The sequence below is a fragment of the Natribaculum luteum genome, assembly GCF_023008545.1.
Lineage (GTDB): Archaea > Halobacteriota > Halobacteria > Halobacteriales > Natrialbaceae > Natribaculum > Natribaculum luteum.
Genome location: NZ_CP095397.1, coordinates 268,461 through 289,486, shown reverse-complemented (window position 1 = coordinate 289,486; position 21,026 = coordinate 268,461). Strand labels below are relative to the sequence as shown.

Here is a 21,026-nt window from a genome sequence, read left to right as displayed (position 1 = left end):
CGAATGACGCGTCACGCGGCCGTCTGACGCATCTTTATGGCCGTTCGGTGCGTCGCCGTCGAACGGGCGCGCAGACTCGAAACGCGGTTTTCGTCCCCATCCTTCCCCCGGTCGCGCGCCTGGCACACTCTCCGAACGGCCGGTTCATACGGTCTGCTGTAACTGTGGACCGGGGCAACCGCAGGGCAGTTCACGGTTGCCCCGGGAATGACTTACAGCGGTCCGTATCAGTCCCACCGAACCGCGGGATCAGGAGTTCGCCGGTAACAGTGCCGCCCGAACCTCGTCGACGCTCTCGGTCTCGGCGACGACCGCGACCTCGTCTCCGGCTGCCAGTTCAGTTCCCGGCAGCGGGATCGTCAGCGGTTCGTACTCGCGTCCGTGCGCGTAGACCCGTGCGGAATCTGGCAACTCGAGTTCGCTCATGCGCTTGCCGACGGCCGGCGACCCGTCTTTGATCTGGAGGACGGTCAGTTGCAGGTTCGCCGCGAGGTCGGTGACGACGTTGAAGTCGCCGCCGAGCAGCGCCGTCTTCGCGCCCGCCGCACCCAGCCGTTCGGGGTAGATGATCTCGTCGACCTCGTCGGCGTACTTCTCGTAGATCTCCTCGCGGTAGTCCTCGTCGATGCGCAGGACGGTCCGACAGCTGTAGTGGTTCCCGACCATGCAGGCGGCGAAGTTGACGTTGAGGTCGGGCGTGAACGCACCGATGGCGTCCGCGTCGTCGATTCCCGCCTCGAGGAGGACGTCCTCGTCGTCTCCGTCGCCCTGGACCGCCGGGAACCCGTCGGTCTCGATGCGATCGATGCGGTCGACGTCGTTGTCGACGACGACGACCTCGTGGCCCTCCTTGCCCAGGATGCGGACCGTCCGTGAGCCGACGCGACCGTAACCCACGATAACGAACTTCATGACGTGTGGGTACACTCGCCTCAGTGAAATACGTTCACGTTCGTTCTATCTTACACTCGCGCAGTCGTCGCGACGCCGTTGGTGACTGTCGCCACCGTCAGCCGAGACCGAGAAACGTTTGAATGGGTGGTGTGTGGGGCGGTCCCTACCGACTACGCTCGAGCGTCACGAAAGGTGCCTCGAGCGGCATGGGAGGTGCCGTGTCGCTGTCTCACAACAGACCCTGCGCTGCCGCGTTCTGCCGGAGCGATTCCAGGTCAAGTTCGCCGCTCATGTGCAGGTTCTCGAGCGTCGAGAGGGCCGCGTCGATCGGCACGTCGATTTCGTACTCGTAGTAGATTCCGCCGCCTCTGCCCTCGTTTCGTTTCGTTCGATCGAGGATGCCGAGCATGGAGAGTTCGGCGAGGTGGTTGTGGAACGCTCTGCCGCCGAGTGGGTCGCGATCGGTCGCGACCGCGAGGTCGTGGTACTGTTCGTAGAGTTGTTGCTTCTGGAAGGGAACCTGTGAGGAATCGGCGACAGTCGACGTGACCACGGCCAGGAGGGTGAGATGCCCGTGTGAGGTCAGGTCTTTCATGCTCTCCTCGATCCGTTGTTTTTCGAGCAACTGCTTCGCCTCGCGGACGTGATCTTCGGTCACGACCGGATCGTTCCGTCGCCGGGCCAGATCACCCGCCTCGAGGAGCAAGTCGAGTCCCTGACGGGCACTTCCCTTGTCCTGTGCCGCGAACGCCGCACACAGCGGGACGACGTCGCCCTCGAGGATGTCGTCTTTGAACGCCAGCGCGGCGCGTTTCTCGAGGATGTTCTGGAGGTCGGTCGCGTCGTACGGCGGAAAGTGGAGCTCGCGTTCACAGAGGGTGTCCTCGACGCGGGGATCGAGTTTCTCGCGATACTTGAAATCGTTGCTGATGCCGATGATCCCGATGCGAGCGCGGTCGATCTTCTCGTTGCTCCGGGCACGTGGCAGCTGGTAGAGGATCGAGTCGTCGTCCCCGATGTAATCGACCTCGTCCAGGACGATCAGGATCGTCCCACCGATTCGGTCGAGTTCCGTCCACAGCTTTTCGTAGACGGCGTTCAGCGGGTATCCAGTGCGGCTGATCTGGTCGGATGGCCCACGGAAGGTGTTGACGAGTTCGACGGCCACCCGATAGCTACTCGTCAGGTCCTCGCAGTTGAGATAAACCGTCGTCACCGTGAGGTCGTCGTACTGTCGTGCGTCCTCCTCGAGGTGGTGCAGGAGATACTTCGTGACGGCCGTCTTCCCGACGCCCGTCTTCCCGTAGAGAAAGATGTTCCGTGGCTGTGAGCCGTTGATGACGGGCTGAAGATACGCGGTGTACTGCTCGAGTTCGGCGTCGCGTTCCTCGAGCGACTCGGGCTGATAGTCGTCGTGGAGGACGTTCTCGTCCTCGAAGATGGCTTCAGACCGCTCGAAGAGAGTCATTATCTGCTAACTATCCAACGTGGTAATAAGCCCGTTGATGCGAACGTTACGAACGATTCGTTCGTTTCGTTCGATAGTGTGTGATCCGTTCGATGGTGTAGGGTGGTCCATTCGATGATGAGAGTCAGTTCGTTCGATGGTGTAGGGTGGTCCATTCGATGATGAGAGTCAGTTCGTTCGATAGGGTAGGGTGGTTCGTTCGATGATGAAGGTCGGTTCGTTCGATGGTGTAGGGGTGAGAGACACCACTGATTCAATCGTTAGGTGGCGGGAGAGGGGTTGTTCTGGGCGATCTCTGCGGAAGGCTTTCTAGAATAGCCAGATTTATCACGGGTAACTGATAACCAAACCCGCGCTGCAGTCGCTCCGAGAACGTTTGAATGGGTGGTGTGTTCTTGAGGATATCGATGGCGTCCTCTCAAGGACGTCGATGTCTTCTCGCAGCATCGACAAAAGCGCCCGTAATAGCCACTCAAACGGCCAAAAACGTTTGAACCACTGGTGGGGCGTCGCTCGAGTATCCCCACACACTCTCGACCAAAACGTTTGAATGAGTGGTGTCTCTCTCGTCACCCCTTCGGTCTGCACCTCCCATCTCGCTTTGCGACTCCTGAAACGTTTGAATGGGTGGTGTCTGACCGATCGTACTGCCTGAAACGGGCCGAACGAGGCAGTCCCCGAAGCGAGAAGCGGAGACGACCGGGCGACGATTCGTGATCGCTCACTCGAGGTCGGCGACCGATCGCCCGATGACGGCGACCATCACCACTACCACCACCACCACTACCACTACCACTACCACTACCACTACCACTACCACTACCACTACCACTACCACTACCACTACCACTACCACTACCATCACCACCATCACCTCGAGTTGCCCACAGGCGGCGACCACCACCGTCCCGGGTAGCCCACAGCCAGCGACGTTTCGCCGTCGAATTATCGACTAATATTCACGAACGTGTAACGATCCGGCGAAAACTCGGAAGGGAACTTTTAACTGACGGGTGTATCTATGCTCGAACATCCAATATGGGGGTTACAGACTACTTCGAGTTGAGCGAACACGGCACCGACGTCGGGACGGAGACGATAGCCGGGGTCACGACGTTCCTCGCGATGTCGTACATCATCCTGGTGAATCCGTTCATCCTGGCGAATGCGATCCAGCTCCCCAACTACAACTTTATCCAGACCGTCCAGATGATCGCGATCGCGACGATCCTCTCGTCGGTCGTCGCGATCGCGGTGATGGCGTTCTACGCGAACCGGCCGTTCGGTCTGGCTCCAGGGATGGGGCTGAACGCCTTCTTCGCGTTCACGGTCGTCCTCGGGATGGGAATTCCGTGGCAGACGGCGCTCGCCGCGGTGTTCGTCGAGGGGATCATCTTCATCGCCATCACGGCGATCGGCGCGCGCGAGTACGTCATTCGGCTGTTCCCGGAGCCAGTGAAATTCTCCGTCGGTGCCGGTATCGGCGTCTTTCTGCTGTTCATCGGCTTGCAGGAGATGGCGATCGTCACCGCCGACGAGGCGACGCTGGTCGCGCTCGGCCCGATCGCACAGTCGCCGGCGGCCTTGCTCGCAATCGTCGGACTCGTCGGGACGTTCATGCTCTGGGCGCGGGGGATCACGGGGTCGATCATCATCGGGATCGTCGGCACGACCCTGCTCGGGTGGCTCTCCTGGTTCGTCGGCCTCGCGAGCACCGAAGAGGTTGCCCCCGAGGCGCTCGTGAGCGACGGTGAACTGTCGTTCGCCGCGGTCACGTCCCCGCAGTACGACATCACGCCGCTGGTCGGCGCGTTCCTCGAGGGCCTGCGCGACGTCGATCCGCTCACGTTCGCGCTGGTCGTGTTCACGTTCTTCTTCGTGGACTTCTTCGACACTGCGGGGACGCTCATCGGCGTCTCCCAGTTCGGCGACTTCCTCGACGACGACGGCAACCTCCCCGACATGGATCGGCCGCTGATGGCCGACGCGGTCGGGACGACCGTCGGTGCCATCCTCGGCACCTCGACCGTGACGACGTACGTCGAGTCGTCGACCGGCGTCGCGGAGGGCGGCCGGACGGGTCTGACCGCGCTGGTCGTCGGCCTCCTCTTTCTGGTCTCGCTCGTCGCGATCCCGCTGATCGCGCTGATTCCGGCGTACGCGTCGTTTCTCGCGCTCGTGGTCGTCGGCGTGATCATGTTACAGGGCGTCCTCGACGTCGACTGGAACGATCCGGCGTGGGCCGTCTCGGGCGGGCTGACGATCACGATCATGCCGCTTACCTACTCCATCGCGAACGGCCTGGCGGCGGGGATCATCGCGTATCCGCTGATCAAAACCGCGACGGGCGACCTCGAGGACGTACGCCTCGGCCAGTGGCTCATCGCCGTCGCGCTCGTCGGCTACTTCTACGTCTACACGAGCGGGATGCTCGGCTGATCGTCGGTACCGGCAATCCATTGGACGATCGCGGCTCTGATGGTGGTGCTGTCCCTATCACCGTCTATGAGCGCGATTACACTCTACGACCTGCCCGGTTGTCCTTTCTGTATGAAAGTGCGCAGGAAACTCGACGAACTCGACCTCGAGTACGACGTCGTCGAGGTACCGCGAGTCCACGCCGAACGCACCGAAGTGAAAGAAGTGAGCGGACAGACCGGCGTGCCGGTCATCGTCGACGAAGACCACGGCGTCGACGGCATGCCCGAGAGTAGCGACATCGTCGACTACCTCGAGGAGACCTACCAGTAGCCGATCGGACAGTTCTTCGTTTGGATTCGTTCCCACGACGACCAGCGAGTGCTATCGTAGCTACTGACAGTCAGTGCACACCTGCTCGCGACTCGGCCGCCAGTACGGGCGGCATCTCGCCAGTACTGGCCGCTCCGCTGCGAGCAGTATGTACATCGTTTCAGTTGTTACTAGCGGTGCGGTGTCGACTACCGATGCTAAGTCGCTTCGCAACTCCCAAAAATCGCCAGTGGATGTGGCGATCAGCCATAATATATTAGTAGACAACGGCGAACCGGTTCACTACTATGGTAATCGGTAATCGCTTATCCGCAGCCAGCAGTAAGGTCAAAAACCTGCTCGGTCTCTCTAGCACGGACTCTTCGTCGTCCGCCGAAGTGCCGTCGGTGCTGGATCGAACTGGATTCGACGGCTCACTCGAGGGCGCAGAAGTGATCGGACGGAGTCCGCTGTCGTACGTCGCCGCTGGCGAGTCGGTCTCGCCGATGATGGGCAAACACATCGGCCACAAACTCGCGGAGTACGGCCTCGACGACATAGAGCCCGACGAGTGGTATCCGCTCCGTGGCTCCCTTGCGATGCTGTTCGATATGCGCGAGGAGTACGGCGACGGGAGTATGCAGAATATGGGGCAGAACCTTCCCGACCACGTCGAGTTTCCGCCGGACATCTCCAGCGTCGAGGGGGCTCTCGGCTCGATCGACGACGCGTACAACCACAACCATCGCGGCGGCGAGATCGGTTTCTACGAGTTCCACAAAGACGGATCCGGTGAAGGGACGATGGTTTGCGAGAATCCCTATCCGTGCGAACTCGACCAGGGGCTCATCAGAGGCGTCGCACAGAAGTTCGCCGACAGTCCCGTAGAGGTCGAGGAGGTCAGTGAACAGTGTCGAGCCGACGGTGGACGACGCTGTCAGTACCGGATCGAGTGGGTCGAGATGTAGACGACCACCGGAAGCGATCGCCGTCGACGCTTCGCGACCGATCAGTACGGATACTCTCGAGGCTCGCGCTGGACGGAGATCCACTTCAAGGTCGTCAGCGTGTCCAGGATCCACTCGTCGTTGTACCGACCCATTCCTGACGCGCCGACGCCGCCGAACGCGACGTGCGGTTCGTCGTTCAGCGGTTGGTCGTTGATGTGGACCATTCCGGTTTCCATCGCGTCGGCCACGTCTCGCGCACGGGATACGTCGGCCGAATGGACCGAGCCGGACAGGCCGTACTCGGTGTCGTTTGCGAGCTCCACAGCTTCCTCGTCCGTCTCGAAGGGGATGACCGGTGCGACCGGACCGAAGTGCTCGTTGGCTGCGATCGGCATGTCGTTCGTCACTCCCGACAGCACCGTCGGCTCGACGAACAGGCCATCGTGATCGCCGCCGGCTTCGACGGTCGCGCCGACTTCGACGGTCGCGCCGGCTTCGACGGTCTCCTCGATCAGGCCGACGATCTTGTCACGCTGGGATTCGTTGACGACCGGTCCGACGAGGACGCCCTCCTCGCGCGGATCGCCGATGGGGAGTTCTTCGGCTCGCTCTGCGAGTGCCGCGACGTACTCGTCGTACAGCGACTCGTGGACGAGGTGCCGGTTGATCGAGATGCACTCCTGGCCCTGGTGGGTGAACGAGCCGAACGCACCGGCGTCGACCGCCCGTTCCAGGTCTGCGTCCGATAGCACGACGTGGGCGTTGTTCCCGCCCAGTTCCAGTGCCGGTTCCGTGAACTGGCCGACGGCCCGCTGACCGACTCGTCGCCCGACCTCGGAGGAGCCGGTAAACGACATCACCGACGGCGTCGGATGTGCCGAGAAGTGGTCGCCGATCTCGTCGCCGTAGCCGGGGACGACGTTCAACACGCCGTCCGGGAGGCCGGCTTCCTCGAACAGCGACGCGAGCACGAGCCCGCCCGTCAGCGGGGTGTTCTCGTCGGGTTTGAGTACCACACTGTTACCCAGCGCGATCGCGGGAGCGACGACGCGACTGGTGAGATACAGCGGGAAGTTCCACGGGGTAATGACCCCGACGACCCCCGCTGGCTCGCGTACGAGCAGGTTCTCTTTGCCGGGCGTGACCGACTCCGTCCGCCGGCCGCCGTCGCGCATCGCCAGTCCCGCACCGACTTCCATCGTCCCTTGTGTGAGTTCGGTCTCGAAGGCGGCTTTGAGCTCGACACCCCCACACTCGACGGCGAACAGCGTCTCGAGGTCGTCGGCGTACTCACCGACCAGGTCACGGACACGAGAGACGACTGCCGCGCGCTCTTGCGGTGGACGTTCCGCCCAGTCTTCCTGAGCACTCTTTGCGATCGCAAACGCCTCGTCCACGTCGGCTTCGGTGGCCGACGGGACCGACGTCAACGTCCGCCGCGTCGCGGGGTTTTCGACGTCGATCCCGTCGCGATCACCGGCGGGTACCCACTCGCCGTCGAGATAGAGCGCGTTCCACCCATCTGCCGGCGCGATGTCGAGTTCGTCGATCGCCTCCTCTTCGAGAGAACCCGTTTCGAAGCTAGTCATGTACGCGCCCACTTTCACGTGTAACTGATTTATTGGTTTGGTTGTACGAACATGTGGCTGGAAAATCGGTAGCAAGCGACTGTTTTGGGTCGAGACTCGAGACAAACCTCTTCTAAATATTACAAAAATGGCGTTCGGCGAACGACCTGTTGCGACGATAGGCCCGTTCCGGCCGGGTTCAGGCTGCCTCTTCTCGCTCGGCGCGCTCCCGAATGACTTTCCGAAGTTCGTCGGCGTCGTGCAGTTCGGTCAGTTCCTCGCGTTCGACGAGTGCGGTTCCGTCGACCGACTCGCGTTTCGCACGATCGACGAAGTAGACCGACCGGGTGCGGGTGACGTGGCCGATCGAACTCATGATCCGGGCGCGCTTTTCCGCGGCTTTCGTAAACTGGGAGTGACCCGTGAGGACGACGTCGTCTTTTTCGTCTTCGTCCTCGCTGACGGCCTTGAACGGCGACCGCAGCGTCGGGTGGACGCGGAATCCGGCACGCGTCAGCACCGTGACGATCTCCTCGTCGTCGGGATCGGCCTCGGGATCGTCGGGCGTCGGATCGGCGTCGTGGACGTCTTCGGCACCATCGATGACGTCGACGGGGCTCGTCAGCGGCGCGTCGAACAGCTCCTCGAGCGCCATCGCGACCTCGATGGAGGCGTTCATCCCGTCTTCGTACTTCGAGACCGTCCGGCGGGAGACGCCGAGTTCGCTCGCGAGCTGTCCGAGACTCCAGTCGCGTTGCTCGCGCTCGTCGGCGAGTAAGTCACCGTCGATGTTGACGTACAGTCCACCAGGTGCGGCGTAGATCAGCGGCGGGATACCCTCGACGAACAGGTTGTACGCGGTGTCCGGACTGAGCGAGGGGACGCCGTGGCGGAAGTAGACGACGTCGGGTTTGAGGTCCTCGTCGCGACTCCGAAGGCCGATCACGAGCGGCGTCGCCTGGAGGTAGGTGCCGAGTCGACGCATCTCGTGGCCGGTCGCCTCGTTGAACGCGTCGATGTTACCGAGAATCTTCACGAGCACGAGGTCGTCGCCACGGCGGGCGGCGACGTCGAAACTCTTCGGTCGGATGGCACACCGGTCGCTCACCGTAAAGCCCGCGTCCTCGAGCATCGCGGTGACGTTGCCGACCAGTGCGGACCGGGACATAAACGGAAGTAAGTGACTCCTCGTATAAGAGATTTTCCCCCCGTATGCCCGGCCTACGTCGGGCGATTACGCCGAAAGTCGGGGAATATCCTTATATAAGGGGGTCATAGAACGAGTATCACTCCAGAGAGCAGGATAAACGCTGGGGTAGTATCTGCTCGGCGACCTCACAAGATGACACTCCAGTAGAGTCCTATAGTGAAGAATCGAACTGCCACCGCGATGCGGCCGCCGCAGCGAGGTTGATTGCCGTCTGTCCGTTGAGCATCATTACGACCCCATTTGTAAGAGCTACTTGCCAGTGTGTGTACTCCTCCTTTGATGAGAAAGCATTGATGTACCCACACAAGTCAACTTCCCCCATCGAACAGAATTCATTCTGAGACTCAATAGTAGAATCTCCTCCGTCAGTTGCCGACAATCCCAGCGACATAACGAAGTCGTCTGGATCCGTCACGACGTCACCGTCCCGATACCGAATTTCAACCGGGCTCGACTCAGTAGGAGGTTGTGAGTTGATCGACTCAACATTTTCGCCAGCACATTTCGCGATAATCAATGCATCGAGCACACATGGGACGTATTCAGAACTATTTGCGAACGTAATTTTATGTCTCGTTTCCATTGGTTGATAGAACTGTTCAACCGAGAGTTGGTCTCCCCCAGAAACGAGTGATTCGATCACGTCAAGCGCGTCTAGAACTGTTTTTGGCTGTTCTTGTCTATTAGAGACACTTGCAAACGCAGCACCAAGCTCGGCTGGGAGTTCTATCTCGGAGAGATTGGTTTGAGGGGATGGCACGATAATTAATAAAAACACCTAATTATTTAATACTCTGGTATTGAAATAGGGCGTGGCAGAACCTACCCTGTATGCGGAGCAGGCACAATACCACGGCCTTCAGGCCATGGATACGCGTCGTCACTCAGTGACACATTCCATCGACAATTGCATAGCCGAGTTTCCAATCCGTACTTTCAAGAGGCAAGAATTGCTACACGGAAGCAAGGTCAGGTCGGAACGGAGCGGATTTCGAACGACCGTCGGATGCGGCCTACCCGCCCTCGTAACGAGGCAGTATCCGAGAATGATTTGATGTATTGGCAGTCAGTCCCGGTGCCGTCGGTCGATCTCGACGATGGCGCTGACGGGGGCCGAATCTAGATCCCGCAGATCGGGAAACGGGAGCCCGAGACGGCCATCCCGAAACGGACACTGGCAGTCACCCCGAAAGCCGTTACTCCCTCGAGTGAGTACGAAGCGTCGATGACCGTCGTGGGACTCGACGACACTGACTCTCGCGAACGCGGGATGTGCACGACCTACGTCGCAGCGCGGATCGCGGACGAACTGCGCCAGTTTGGCAACGTCGAGCGCCTGCTCCTCGTGCGACTCAACCCTGCCGTCGAGTACAAGACGCGGGGGAACGCCGCGCTGGCGATCCACGTCGACTGCGACGCCGAGACGGCGTTTTCGGTCGCCCGCGACGAACTCGAGTCGCTCGCCGAGACGGCCGACGACCGAACCAATCCCGGTCTCGTGGTGGCCGGCCACGATCCGGACGACGTGCCGGGAAGCGTCGCCACGTTCGCCCGCGAGGCGATCCGCGACCTTCTCGAGATCGCCGACGCCGAGGCGACCATCGACGCCGCTGGCTACCGGAGCTGGGGACTCGGAAACGGCAGGGGGCAAATTGGCGCGCTCGCGGCGGTCGGCAGCTGGACGACACTCGAGGAGTGGACCTACGAGTACATCTCTTATCGCGAGCCCGAGCAGTGGGGAACGCCGCGAACCGTCGACCACGAGAGCGTCTTCGCGGCGGCAGACTGTGGGTATCCCGAGGCGTGGGACACCGTCGACTGCGGCGAGGACGAGACCGTCTGCGTCCCCCACACGCCCGGTCCGATCCTCCACGGCATCCGCGGCGACGACCCCGACGTGGCCCGCGAGGTGGCGGGTCGAATCGAGAGCGAGCCCGTCGACCGAACGCAGCTGTTCGTCACCAACCAGGGTACCGACGCTCACCTCCGGGACGGATCGATCGCCGACGCCCGCGACGGCAGGGCCTACCGTCTCGAGGGGACGGTCGCCACAGAACCCGAAACCCGGCGTGGCGGTCACGTCTTCTTCACGCTCGAGGACGGTGCCGGGCGCTCGGACCGCGCGAACGAACCGAAGACTCGAGAGGGGGCGGCAGCGACGCAAGACGACGGCGGCGACCGCCTCGAGTGTGCCGCTTTCGAGCCGACCAAACGCTTCCGGGACCGCGTGCGCGCCCTGCGCGTCGGCGACCGGCTCACCGTCTGCGGGGAGGTCTCGCGGGGGACGTGCAAACTCGAGAAGTTCGCGGTTCGCGACCTCGTCCGGACCGAGCGGGTGACGCCGACCTGCCCCGACTGCGGCCGATCGATGGAGAGCGCCGGCCGAAACCAGGGCTACCGGTGTCGCGACTGCGGGACGACCGCGGCCGGGAAAGCGGAGGTCGAACTCGAGCGTGACCTCGAGGAAGGGTGGTACGAGGTGCCACCGTGTGCGCGTCGCCACGTCGCGAAGCCGCTGGTTCGCGGTGGCTTCGACGCGACGACGCACCCGGAACGATAAGAAGGGGGCCGCCGATCCGCTCGAGGGGGACGCTATCGCATGCTGACGCCGTGGCGAGCGAGGAACTTGCTCGCCCGTTTGATCTCGACGGGGCTGCCGATGATCCGGCAGTAATCGTCGGTCTCGTCGAAGATCGTGACGGTGAACTCGTCGTCGAGCTGCGCCTCGAGGCCGTGTATGGCCTCCCGTGGAAGGACGATCTGCGTGCTGTCGCGCAGCTTCGACGGTTCCGGCATTCGTCCGACGTAACGACCAACAGCCGTTTATGTGTGTCGAAGTTCGTTGGCATCGGTAACTGAACCGGGACAGCCGGGCGAGCAGCGGGTACAGCGGGTTCGCGTGGATCGAAGAACGTCGTCCGACCAGCCGGCAGCCGAGACAGGTACGAGACTCGACCACACCGAACGCTTCTGCAGGCACCGAAGTCTCCACTGGGTTCGACGAGGCGACGTGGAGTGGGACTTTTCGGCCCGACGCATGGAAAGGGTTTTTCGGCCCGAACGGTTGCGTATAGACAAATGGGGCTCGAGGAGGAGATCGAGGAGATCGAAGAAGAGATCGCCAATACGCCCTACAACAAGTCGACGGAGGCCCACATCGGCCGCCTGAAGTCGAAACTCGCCGAGAAGAAAGAGAAACTCGAGAACCAGTCCTCGGCAGGCGGCGGCACCGGCTACTCCGTCGAGAAGACGGGCGACGCGACGGTCGCACTCGTCGGGTTCCCGAGCGTGGGGAAGTCGTCGCTTTTGAACGCGTTGACGAACGCCGAGAGCGAGACCGGCGAGTACGAGTTTACGACACTCGACGTCAATCCGGGGATGTGCAAACACCGGGGAGCGAACATCCAGATTCTCGACGTTCCCGGGTTGATCGAAGGCGCGGCGACCGGCAAGGGCGACGGCAAGCAGGTGCTCTCGGTCGTGCGAAACGCCGACCTGATCGTCTTCGTCCTCTCGGTGTTCGAGATCGAACAGTACGACCGCCTGCAGGAGGAACTGTACGACATCAACGTCCGGGTCGACCAGGAGCCCCCGCGGGTCACCGTCCGCCCGAAGCACAAAGACGGGATCAAGATCACCTCGAGTGCCGACCAGGACCTAGACGAGGAGACGATCAAGGACGTCCTCCGCGACCAGGGCTACGTCAACGCCGACGTCAATCTCGGCGAGAAGGTGGACATCGACCGGCTGATCGACGGGCTGATGGAAAACCGTGAGTACATCCCCTCGATCGCCTGCGTGAACAAGGTCGACCTGATCAACCCCGACTACAAGGCGGAAGTCGACGAGCAGCTCCGCGAGCGTGGCCTGGATCCCAGGGAGGTGACGTTCATCAGCGCCGAGGCGGAAAAGGGACTCGAGGCGCTGAAAGACCGCATGTGGGAGAGCCTCGGCCTCATCCGGGTGTACATGGACAAGCCCGGCCGGGGCGTCGACTGGGAGGAACCGCTCGTCCTCAGGGAAGGATCGACCATCGAAGACGCCGTCTCGAAACTCGGCGGCGAGTTCGAGGAGCGGTTCCGGTTCGCTCGCGTCTCGGGTCCCAGCGCGACCCACGACGAACAGCAGGTCGGTGACCAGCACGTCCTCGAGGACGAGGACGTCCTGAAGCTCATTCTCCGGCGGTGACGCTGCGTGGGTGACGAGCCCCGGGACGAGTCGGTTTCGACGGCGATCGACGGCGACAGCGACCGAGCGACGAGCGACGACGACGATCGAGCGTCGGCCTCGGCCACTGCCGGCCGCGACCGATCCACGACCGGCAACGCGTTCGGCTGGTGGCTCGCGCTGCTCTCCCCGCTCGTGGTTCCCTGGGTCGTCGTCACCACGACGGCGCGGACGCTCGTGTTCCCGTGGGGGATGACGACGCCCGCGACGGGAAGTCTGACGACGCTGCCGGCGTACGTCGGGGCGACGAGCGGCCTGCCGACGCACCTCGAGATGTGGCCGCTCGCGGTCGTCTGCTACGTGCTGGGTGTCGTCTGGGCCGGCGGCGCGCGCTACGGCGCGGACCGGCGCGTGACGGCCGGGTTGTTCGTTCTCGCGGCGATCGCCATCGCCTGGCTGGCCAGCGGCCTCGGCGTCGGCCCGCAGCGACAGGCGATCCCGCTCGGGTCGATCCACCTGCTCGCACTCGCGACGTGGGCGTACGTCCGTGCGTGATCGTCAAGGTTCAGATACCGATCGCCTGTCGCCCGACCTCGAGACCTCGCTGTGGGACCTCGTAGATCACGAGTCCCGCGAGGACGAGTTCGGCGACAGTGACGAGGACGGTAACGAGGTCGGCTCGGCTACTGCTGACCGTGACGCCGGTCGGGAGGCCGAACTCCTTCTTCCAGACGGGATAGAACAGCGCGATGCCGCGTTTGCTGCCCGCCACGTCGAGGACGTAGTGGGTGAGGACGCCGATCCAGACGTACTCGAGATTCCCGAAGAAGTACGGAAACGCGACGAAGCCGGCGAGGATCGGCAGGTTGTGCAGCGTCTTGCGATGGCGGCCGAACTCCGTGTCGATGTCGGGAAACAGCGCGCCGAGCGTCACGGGAACGCCGATCATCAGGATCGTCGCGAAGGTCGTCTCGTCGCCGGCCGGCTCTATGAGGTACCCTAGGCCGATACCGAGAAGCACCGCGTTGAGGACGTGTCCCTTCTTGTTCATCTACTCTGGACTGTTCAATTGGAGCGTGAATAGCGTACCGGATGCGTGCCGGTCCATCGATGTGACCATACTTGATGCGTGCCGGTCCATCGGTGTGATCATACTTGATGCGTGCCGGTCCACCGGCATGACTGCACTCGGGATTTATCCGATCCACTGACGACTAGTAGCGCATGAGCGACCCGGCAGAGACGACCGACGCGACGTTCTGGGTGGACGGCGACGAGGACGGGGATGGCCCCTTCCAGCGGTGCCGGACGCTCCTCGAGTCGATCGGTGAGGGCATCGTCCAGCTCGACGCCGACGGGGACGTCGTCGCGGCCACCGAGGCATTCGTCGAGCTGACGGGCCATGCTCGAGACGACCTCCTCGGCGAACACGTGTCGCTCGTCCTCGACCGTACCGACGCGGCGCGAACCGAGGCGGCGATCCGTTCGATCCGCGATGACGACTGCGAGACGTGCACGCTCGAGTTCGAACTCCGGACGGCCAGCGGCGAGACGGTTCCGTGTCGGCTGTGGTTGAACTCGATCGACGACGGAACGGAGGAGGGGACAGTCGGCGTCGTCCGTGACGTCGACGACTGCGACGACCGCGACGGCCGACGCGAGCGTCGCACCCTCGAGGATCCGTCCGACTCTCTCCCGGCCGTCCTGGACGAGGCGGATGTCGGCGTCTTCGTCCTCGATTCTACCTTCGACGTCGTCTGGCTCAACGAGGGGATCGAGCGCTACTTCGGGCTCGAGCGCGAGGCGGTCGTCGGCCGAGACAAACGCGACGTGATCGCAGAGACGATCGGGAATCGCGTCGCCGATACCGACGCGTTCGTCGACACCGTTCGGTCGACCTACGAGGACAACAGCTACGTCGAACAGTTCGAGTGTCACATCACGCCGGGCGACAATCGCGAGGAGCGCTGGCTCGAACACCGCAGCAAACCGATCGACTCCGGCCGGTACGCCGGCGGCCGCGTCGAACTCTACTACGACGTGACCGACCGAAAGCGGTCCGAACGATCGCTCCGTCGAGAGCGAGACGTCGTCGAACGGATCCTCGAGACCAGTCCCGTCGGCGTTCTGATCGCGACCGCAGACGGCTCGGTCACCCGCATGAACGAGCGGATGGAAGCGATACTCGACCTCTCGAGTGGCGAGTATGAACTCGGCCAGCGGGACCTGTTCGACGCCGACGGCGACCCGCTCCCGTTCGAGCAGCGGCCGATCGGACGCGTCCTCGAGACCGGCGAGACGGTCCGGGGGCAGGAACTTCAGGTGAAGCCGCCGGACGGAAAGCGGCGGTGGGTCTCGGTCAACGCGACGCCGCTGACCGACAACGCGGGTGATCTGGAGCGCGTCGTCGCGACGGCCACCGACGTCACACAGCTGAAAGAACAGGCCAGACGGCTCGAACGCCAGCGCGACGGGTTGCGGACGGAACTCGACGGGGTGTTCGATCGCGTCACGGACGGCTTCTTCGCCGTCGACGACGACTGGCGGTTCACGTACGTCAACGAGCGCGCCGAAGAGCTGCTCGACTGGACGGAGGACGAACTCCTCGGCGAACCCCTCTGGGCGGCGTTCCCCGAGGCAGTCGACTCGACGTTCGAAGATCGGTATCGTCACGCGATGGAGACCCAGGAGTCGATCTCCTTCGAAGCGTACTACCCACCGCTCGAGGCCTGGTTCGAAGTACGGGTGTACCCCTCCGAGAGCGGACTCTCGGTGTACTTCGCCGACGTCACCGAGCGCAACCAGCGCGAACGCGAACTCGAGCGCCAGCGCGAACAGCTCGCGGCGCTCAACAACGTCAACGACGTCGTCAGAGAGACGACCGACGCGGTCATCGACCAGTCGACCCGCGAGGAGATCGAACGGACCGTCTGCGAGTCACTCGCCGACTCGGCGTCGTACGCGTTCGCGTGGGTCGCCGAGGTCGATCCACAGACGGGGCGGATCGTCCCGCGGGTGGAAGCCGGCGTCGACGGCTACCTCGAGGACGTCGACATCTCGGCGGATCCCGACGAACCGGCGGGTCGAGGGCCAGCGGGGAGAGCCGTGCAAACCGGGGAGATGCAGATCAGCCGGGACGTCCTGACCGACCCGGCGTTCGAGCTCTGGCGCGAGTACGCCCGCGAGTACGGCTACCGCTCGTCGGCCGCGATCCCGATCACCCACGAGGGGGCGCTCTATGGCATTCTCGGCGTCTACTCCGAACGAACGGGCGCGTTCGCGGCCGACGAGCGGTCTGTGGTCGGGCAACTCGGCGAGATCGTCGGTCACGCCATCGCCGCCGTCGAACGCAAGCGGGCGCTGACCAGCGACGAGGTCGTCGAACTCGAACTCCAGATCCGCGACGTCTTCGAGGCGGTCGACGTCCAGCAGTCCCTCGAGGGGACGATCACGTTCGAGCGGACGGTACCCGTCGGCGACGGCGAGTTCCTCGTGTACGGGACGGCCACCGACGACGCACTCCCGACGCTCGACGCGCTCACCGACCGCGTCTCGTACTGGGAGGACGTGACGATGATCAGCGAGGGCTTCGGCGACGTCTCGTTCGAGGCGCGACTCTCCGAATCGACCGTGCTCTCGACGATCGCGTCCCAGGGCGGGTACGTCGAGGAAGCGATCGTCGACGACGGCGACCTCCACATGACGGTCCACCTTCCCCGCGAGACGGACGTCCGCCGCGTGACCGACGACGTCGAAGCGCGGTATCCGAACGCGGAGGTACTGGCGCGTCGCCAGGTGACCCGCGACGTCGGCTCCTCACAGCGCCTCGAGCGTACCTGGCTGAACGACCTGACCGACCGCCAGCGGGCGGTCCTCGAGGCGGCCTACTACAGCGGCTTTTTCGAGTGGCCCAGGGACAACTCCGGCGAGGCGGTCGCAGAGTCGCTCGACATCGCGCCAGCGACGTTTCACCAGCACATCCGGACGGCACAGAACAAACTCTTCGAGACGTTGCTCGAGGTGACGTTCACCACGAACTACGGCGGCCGCTGACCGGTATCTAGCATCTCTGGCGCAACCGCGACCGCCGTGCGGTTTTCGGAACGCAGACAGCAGGCGATATCATGACACGCGCGATCGCTCGAGTTCCGCGAGCAGGTTCGACAGCGCCTGCTCGACGGTCGCCGCCCGGATTGCGGCGCGGTCGCCGTCGAACACGTACCGCGAGACGGTCACGTACGACGACTCCGATCCCCAGGGGCCGGCGTAGGCGACGCCGATGTAGACGGTTCCGACGGGGTTTTCCTCGGTCCCGCCGGTGGGGCCGGCGATCCCGGTCGTCGCGACGCCCCAGGTGACGTCTGTGACGTCCCGTACGCCGCGGGCCATCTGACGAGCGACGGGGGCGGACACCGCACCGTGTTCGTCGAGCGCCTCGCGAGAGACGCCGAGGTGCCGTCGCTTCGCGTCGTAGGCGTAGGTGCACAGTCCGGCATCGAAGTAGTCGCTCGAGCCGGGAACCGCGGTGATCGCCGCCCCGATCAGGCCGCCGGTACACGACTCCGCGACGGACAGCGTCTCGTCTGCGTCTCGAAGCGCGTCGCCGACTCGCTCGGCCAGGTCGAGGTCGATCGCTTCGTCCATACGCGAGGTGACGACGGGCGAGGTAGTGATACTACCGGACAAAAGTCAGTGATACTGCCGGACGTAAGTCGTGAAAGATTCTCGCCGTCCCGGGGTGGCGAGAATCTTCACACAGTTACGTCCGATAGTATGAATCCTCGATCGCACCCGAGACGCGATCGAGGGATGAACCGTTTTGTCCGACAGTATGAAAGGAGGGGACACGACCTTCCGCGCCAGCGCGCGTGACGAAAGAACCACGGGGCGCGGTCCCCCACCCACTCCCATGGAGTACGAGACGCCCCTCTTCTTCCACGTGATGGAGTACGCGGCGCGCGCCGAGCGGGACGTGATCGACATGGTCAGTGGGAATCCCGACTGGGAGCCCCCGGCGGAGCTTCGCGACGCCCTCCGCGAGTACGCCGACCTCGAACCCGAGCAGTTCCAGTATCCGCCGAGCGTGGGTCTCCGGGATCTGCGCGAGGAGATCGCCGCCCGTCGCGGCGTCGACCGCGAGCAGGTGGTCGTCACGAACGGGGCGGGCGAAGCCAACTACCTCGCGATGGCGCGCGCACTCGAGCGCGACGCCGGGTCGGAGGTCGTCCTCACCGATCCCGTCTACTCCTACTATCCGGGGAAGACGACGATGCTCGGCGGGACGCCGCGGTACGTCGCGACGGCCGAGGACGGCCAGCTCGACCCTGCCGACGTGCGCGCGGTGGCGAGCGAGGAGACGGCGGCGATCGTCGTCAACTCGCCGAACAACCCGACGGGGGCGGTCTACCCCGAGCAGACGGTGCGAGAACTCGTCTCGATCGCCGAGGAGTACGACGCGATCCTGGTCTCCGACGAGGTGTACGACCACTACGACCTCTCGGGGCAGTTTGCGAGCGCGCTCGCGTTCGACTCCGACCACCGGATCGTCACGAACGCCTTCTCGAAGTCGATGGCGATCACGGGCTTTCGGGTCGGCTACGCCATCTTCCCGCCCGAACTCGTCGAGAACGCCCGGAGCCGCCACATGCTCGTCAACGTCGCGGGCAGCCGACCGGCACAGTACGCGGTGTCCCACGCCTTGCGCGAAACGGGGCCGGAGTACTACGAGGCGAACCGCGAACTCCTCCGCGAGCGCGTCGAGACGTTCACCGACGCCCTCGACGCCGCGGGCGCAGAGTACACTCGCCCCGACGGCGCGTTCTACGTCATGGCCCGCTTCGAGGGGTTCCCCGGGACGCTCGAGAACGTCGAGCGGCTGATCGACGAGGCTGGCGTCGCCGGGATGCCCGGCGAGGCCTTCGGAACCGCCCGCGAGGAGTGGCTACGCTTCGCACTCGTCACGCCCCGCGTCGAGGAGGCGGCAGAGCGACTGGCGACGTATTTCAGATAATAGGTGAATCAGTTCACCCGAACGTTTTGGGTGCCGTCACGACCTCGATGGCGTATGTCGGTACTCGAGGAACTCGTCGAGACGGGCGTCGGTGCGCTCGCGCTCTCGTTCGGCGTCGTCGCAGGCGTTGCCGTCTACTCGACGGGATCGGTCGCCGCCGTCGTGGACGTCACGGCGCGGTTCGTCGACGCCGTGGCGCTGACCGTGCTCCCGCCTACGTCGCTTGCCGCGTGGCCGAACGCCGTCGCCGGCCTCGCGGGGACGGGCGCAGCGGTCTCGCTCGAGGACTCCGTCTCCTACCGGGCCGCCGGGTTCGTGGCCACGTACCTCTTTCTCGCGGTGCTCCTGCACTACCTGTTCACGCCGATCTGACCGCACGTTCGAGTCTCGTCGCGGTCTCGGGCAGTAACACCTGGTCGTCAGCGCAATACGCCGCTCCACTCGCAGTCGGTGCAGGCGAACAGCCCCACACCGTTTATCGTCTCGCCGTCGCAGGCGGGGCAGGCGGTCGATCCGACCTGTCCGTCGGGCCCGTCGCTCGAGTGCAACACGCCGCGGGCTCGCACGACGGGAAGCGACGTGCTCGCCTCGTCCTCGCTGTAGGGGAAAATCTCTCTCGACGTCGATTCGTCCGGTTCGGTCCTCGCGGGGAGTTCGAGTTCGACTGTCATAGTCACTGTGGGTCGAAGCCACCACCACCGGGTTCGACTCGAGCGGAGAGACCACATTCCTGTAGTTAAGATTAACTATTAAAGACCTGGGTCGATATTGACGACCACCGTACTATTACATGAGATATATACACATATCAAAGCAGGCAGACGCGAAACGAGTGAGACCGACGAATACAGGTGGACGGGTCGGCTACCTGCTTGCATGAGTGGACTCGACGTCGAACCGGTCGACGAGGCCGACGCGGAGACGGACGACCACAGCATCGAGGTGACGCCGACCGACTCCGTCGACGACGAGACGGAGCGCCAGACGATCGACGTCGAGCCCTCCGACAAACCGGTCGAGGGGCCCGACTACGTCCTCTACGGCGGCAAAGGCGGCGTCGGAAAGACGACGATGGCTGCGGCGACCGCTCTCGACAGCGCCCAGCGAGGCGTGCGCACGCTCGTCGTCTCGACCGACCCCGCCCACTCGCTGTCCGACACGTTCGAGACCGACGTTCCGGCCCGCCCGGAGCGGATCCGCGAGGACGTCCCGCTGTACGCCGCAGAGATCGACCCCGACGCAGCACTCGAGGAAGGCCAGGCCGCCTTCGCCGCGGAGGGTGGCGCGCTCGGTGGCCTGGGTGATATGCTCGGCGAGGAGTCGCCGATGGATGCGATGTTCGGCGGCGCGATGCCCGGCTCGGACGAAGCGGTGGCGATGCAGACGCTCCTCGAGTACATGGACGACGACCGGTTCGAGCGCGTGGTCGTCGACACGGCGCCGACGGGCCACACCCTCCGCCTGCTGCAACTGCCCGAGGTCATGGACACGATGATGGGCCGACTGATCACTTTCCGCCAGCGCATCGGCGGCATGATCGACGGCGTCAAGGGAATGTTCGGCGGCGGCGAGATGGAGGAGGGTCAGGACCTCGAGGACCTCGAGGAGATGCGCGAGCGGATCGAACGCCTCCGAGCGGCGCTGCGAGATCCCGGGCGGACCGACTTCCGGATCGTCATGATCCCCGAGGAGATGAGCGTCGTCGAGTCGCGACGACTCCACCAGCAACTCGCCGAGTTCGAGATCCCCGTCGACACGATCGTCGTCAACCAGGTGATGGAGCCACTCGCCGACGTCACCGACGACGTCGACGGCGACTTCCTCAGCCCGAACCTCGAGGAATGCGAGTTCTGCCAGCGCCGCTGGGACGTCCAGCAGAAGGCGCTCATGGAGGCCCAGGATCTCTTCCGTGGCAACGACGTCCGGCGCGTCCCGCTTTTCGCGGACGAAGTGCGCGGCGAGGAGATGCTCGAGGTCGTCGCCGCGTGCCTGCGCTAGTCGTCACTGCGTGTCGCGTGTCTCCGGTAGC

Annotated in this window: 20 protein-coding genes; 10 read left to right on the top strand and 10 right to left on the bottom strand. The window is 63.8% G+C overall.

Features of this window, described 5'->3' with window-relative positions; all coding sequences use genetic code 11:
• Positions 1 to 249: 249 nt before the first annotated feature.
• The 3 genes from MU558_RS01590 to MU558_RS01580 all read right to left on the bottom strand — a co-directional run bounded on the left by MU558_RS01590 (position 250) and on the right by MU558_RS01580 (position 3,266).
• Positions 250 to 912 (bottom strand): potassium channel family protein, encoded by a 663-nt coding sequence (locus tag MU558_RS01590; RefSeq protein ID WP_246971378.1) that lies wholly within the window; start codon positions 910 to 912, stop codon positions 250 to 252.
• Positions 913 to 1,123: 211 nt separating this feature from the next.
• Positions 1,124 to 2,362 (bottom strand): orc1/cdc6 family replication initiation protein, encoded by a 1,239-nt coding sequence (locus MU558_RS01585; RefSeq protein ID WP_246971376.1) that lies wholly within the window; start codon positions 2,360 to 2,362, stop codon positions 1,124 to 1,126.
• Between the two features lie 721 nt (positions 2,363 to 3,083).
• A complete protein-coding gene (locus MU558_RS01580) occupies positions 3,084 to 3,266 on the bottom strand; it encodes a hypothetical protein (RefSeq protein WP_246971374.1) in 183 nt (60 codons plus the stop codon).
• A 134-nt stretch (positions 3,267 to 3,400) separates the two neighbouring features.
• Here MU558_RS01580 and MU558_RS01575 point away from each other — a divergent pair, with 134 nt between their 5' ends.
• The 3 genes from MU558_RS01575 to MU558_RS01565 all read left to right on the top strand — a co-directional run bounded on the left by MU558_RS01575 (position 3,401) and on the right by MU558_RS01565 (position 6,060).
• Positions 3,401 to 4,801, top strand: coding sequence for an NCS2 family permease (locus MU558_RS01575; RefSeq protein ID WP_246971372.1), 1,401 nt, complete (start codon positions 3,401 to 3,403; stop codon positions 4,799 to 4,801).
• A 66-nt stretch (positions 4,802 to 4,867) separates the two neighbouring features.
• Entirely contained in the window at positions 4,868 to 5,113 is a 246-nt protein-coding gene (locus MU558_RS01570; protein WP_246971370.1) for a glutaredoxin family protein, read from the top strand.
• A gap of 386 nt (positions 5,114 to 5,499) precedes the next feature.
• Positions 5,500 to 6,060: a V4R domain-containing protein gene (locus tag MU558_RS01565; RefSeq protein WP_246971369.1), complete on the top strand. Its 561-nt coding sequence runs from the start codon at positions 5,500 to 5,502 to the stop codon at positions 6,058 to 6,060.
• Between the two features lie 41 nt (positions 6,061 to 6,101).
• Here MU558_RS01565 and MU558_RS01560 read toward each other — a convergent pair whose 3' ends face one another.
• The 3 genes from MU558_RS01560 to merB form a co-directional block, all read right to left on the bottom strand.
• On the bottom strand, positions 6,102 to 7,631 hold the full coding sequence (locus MU558_RS01560; protein WP_246971368.1) for an aldehyde dehydrogenase family protein: 1,530 nt from the start codon (positions 7,629 to 7,631) through the stop codon (positions 6,102 to 6,104).
• 178 nt (positions 7,632 to 7,809) lie between these two features.
• The gene (locus tag MU558_RS01555) at positions 7,810 to 8,778 is read right to left on the bottom strand and encodes a transcriptional regulator (RefSeq protein ID WP_246971367.1); all 969 of its coding nucleotides are present in this window, start codon (positions 8,776 to 8,778) and stop codon (positions 7,810 to 7,812) included.
• Positions 8,779 to 8,971: 193 nt separating this feature from the next.
• Complete coding sequence (gene merB, locus MU558_RS01550; protein ID WP_246971366.1) at positions 8,972 to 9,580, bottom strand: organomercurial lyase; 609 nt, start codon at positions 9,578 to 9,580, stop codon at positions 8,972 to 8,974.
• A 465-nt stretch (positions 9,581 to 10,045) separates the two neighbouring features.
• Between merB and MU558_RS01545 the strand changes: the two genes are divergently transcribed.
• Complete coding sequence (locus MU558_RS01545; protein WP_246971365.1) at positions 10,046 to 11,380, top strand: tRNA(Ile)(2)-agmatinylcytidine synthase; 1,335 nt, start codon at positions 10,046 to 10,048, stop codon at positions 11,378 to 11,380.
• 32 nt (positions 11,381 to 11,412) lie between these two features.
• Here the strand turns inward: MU558_RS01545 and MU558_RS01540 are convergent, their stop codons facing one another.
• On the bottom strand, positions 11,413 to 11,616 hold the full coding sequence (locus tag MU558_RS01540; protein WP_246971364.1) for a VNG_1110C family protein: 204 nt from the start codon (positions 11,614 to 11,616) through the stop codon (positions 11,413 to 11,415).
• A 282-nt stretch (positions 11,617 to 11,898) separates the two neighbouring features.
• Between MU558_RS01540 and MU558_RS01535 the strand changes: the two genes are divergently transcribed.
• Positions 11,899 to 13,008 (top strand): OBG GTPase family GTP-binding protein, encoded by a 1,110-nt coding sequence (locus tag MU558_RS01535; protein WP_246971361.1) that lies wholly within the window; start codon positions 11,899 to 11,901, stop codon positions 13,006 to 13,008.
• Positions 13,009 to 13,014: 6 nt separating this feature from the next.
• Positions 13,015 to 13,542 carry a DUF8050 family protein gene (locus tag MU558_RS01530; protein ID WP_246971359.1) on the top strand — a complete coding sequence of 176 codons (528 nt, stop codon included), beginning with the start codon at positions 13,015 to 13,017 and terminating at the stop codon, positions 13,540 to 13,542.
• Positions 13,543 to 13,552: 10 nt separating this feature from the next.
• On the opposite strand, the gene MU558_RS01525 is transcribed toward MU558_RS01530, so the two are convergent.
• Positions 13,553 to 14,038: a metal-dependent hydrolase gene (locus MU558_RS01525; RefSeq protein WP_246971357.1), complete on the bottom strand. Its 486-nt coding sequence runs from the start codon at positions 14,036 to 14,038 to the stop codon at positions 13,553 to 13,555.
• Between the two features lie 173 nt (positions 14,039 to 14,211).
• Here MU558_RS01525 and MU558_RS01520 point away from each other — a divergent pair, with 173 nt between their 5' ends.
• Positions 14,212 to 17,040 (top strand): PAS domain S-box protein, encoded by a 2,829-nt coding sequence (locus MU558_RS01520; protein ID WP_246971355.1) that lies wholly within the window; start codon positions 14,212 to 14,214, stop codon positions 17,038 to 17,040.
• Between the two features lie 69 nt (positions 17,041 to 17,109).
• On the opposite strand, the gene MU558_RS01515 is transcribed toward MU558_RS01520, so the two are convergent.
• Positions 17,110 to 17,631 carry a CinA family protein gene (locus tag MU558_RS01515; protein WP_246971354.1) on the bottom strand — a complete coding sequence of 174 codons (522 nt, stop codon included), beginning with the start codon at positions 17,629 to 17,631 and terminating at the stop codon, positions 17,110 to 17,112.
• A 265-nt stretch (positions 17,632 to 17,896) separates the two neighbouring features.
• Here MU558_RS01515 and MU558_RS01510 point away from each other — a divergent pair, with 265 nt between their 5' ends.
• Both MU558_RS01510 and MU558_RS01505 read left to right on the top strand, forming a co-directional pair.
• The gene (locus tag MU558_RS01510; RefSeq protein WP_246971353.1) at positions 17,897 to 18,997 is read left to right on the top strand and encodes a pyridoxal phosphate-dependent aminotransferase; all 1,101 of its coding nucleotides are present in this window, start codon (positions 17,897 to 17,899) and stop codon (positions 18,995 to 18,997) included.
• 54 nt (positions 18,998 to 19,051) lie between these two features.
• Positions 19,052 to 19,369, top strand: a complete 318-nt coding sequence (locus MU558_RS01505) for a hypothetical protein (RefSeq protein WP_246971352.1) — start codon at positions 19,052 to 19,054, stop codon at positions 19,367 to 19,369.
• A 47-nt stretch (positions 19,370 to 19,416) separates the two neighbouring features.
• On the opposite strand, the gene MU558_RS01500 is transcribed toward MU558_RS01505, so the two are convergent.
• Positions 19,417 to 19,668 (bottom strand): hypothetical protein, encoded by a 252-nt coding sequence (locus MU558_RS01500; protein ID WP_246971351.1) that lies wholly within the window; start codon positions 19,666 to 19,668, stop codon positions 19,417 to 19,419.
• Positions 19,669 to 19,873: 205 nt separating this feature from the next.
• Between MU558_RS01500 and MU558_RS01495 the strand changes: the two genes are divergently transcribed.
• Positions 19,874 to 20,995, top strand: a complete 1,122-nt coding sequence (locus MU558_RS01495; protein WP_246971350.1) for an ArsA family ATPase — start codon at positions 19,874 to 19,876, stop codon at positions 20,993 to 20,995.
• The last annotated feature ends 31 nt before the right edge of the window (positions 20,996 to 21,026 follow it).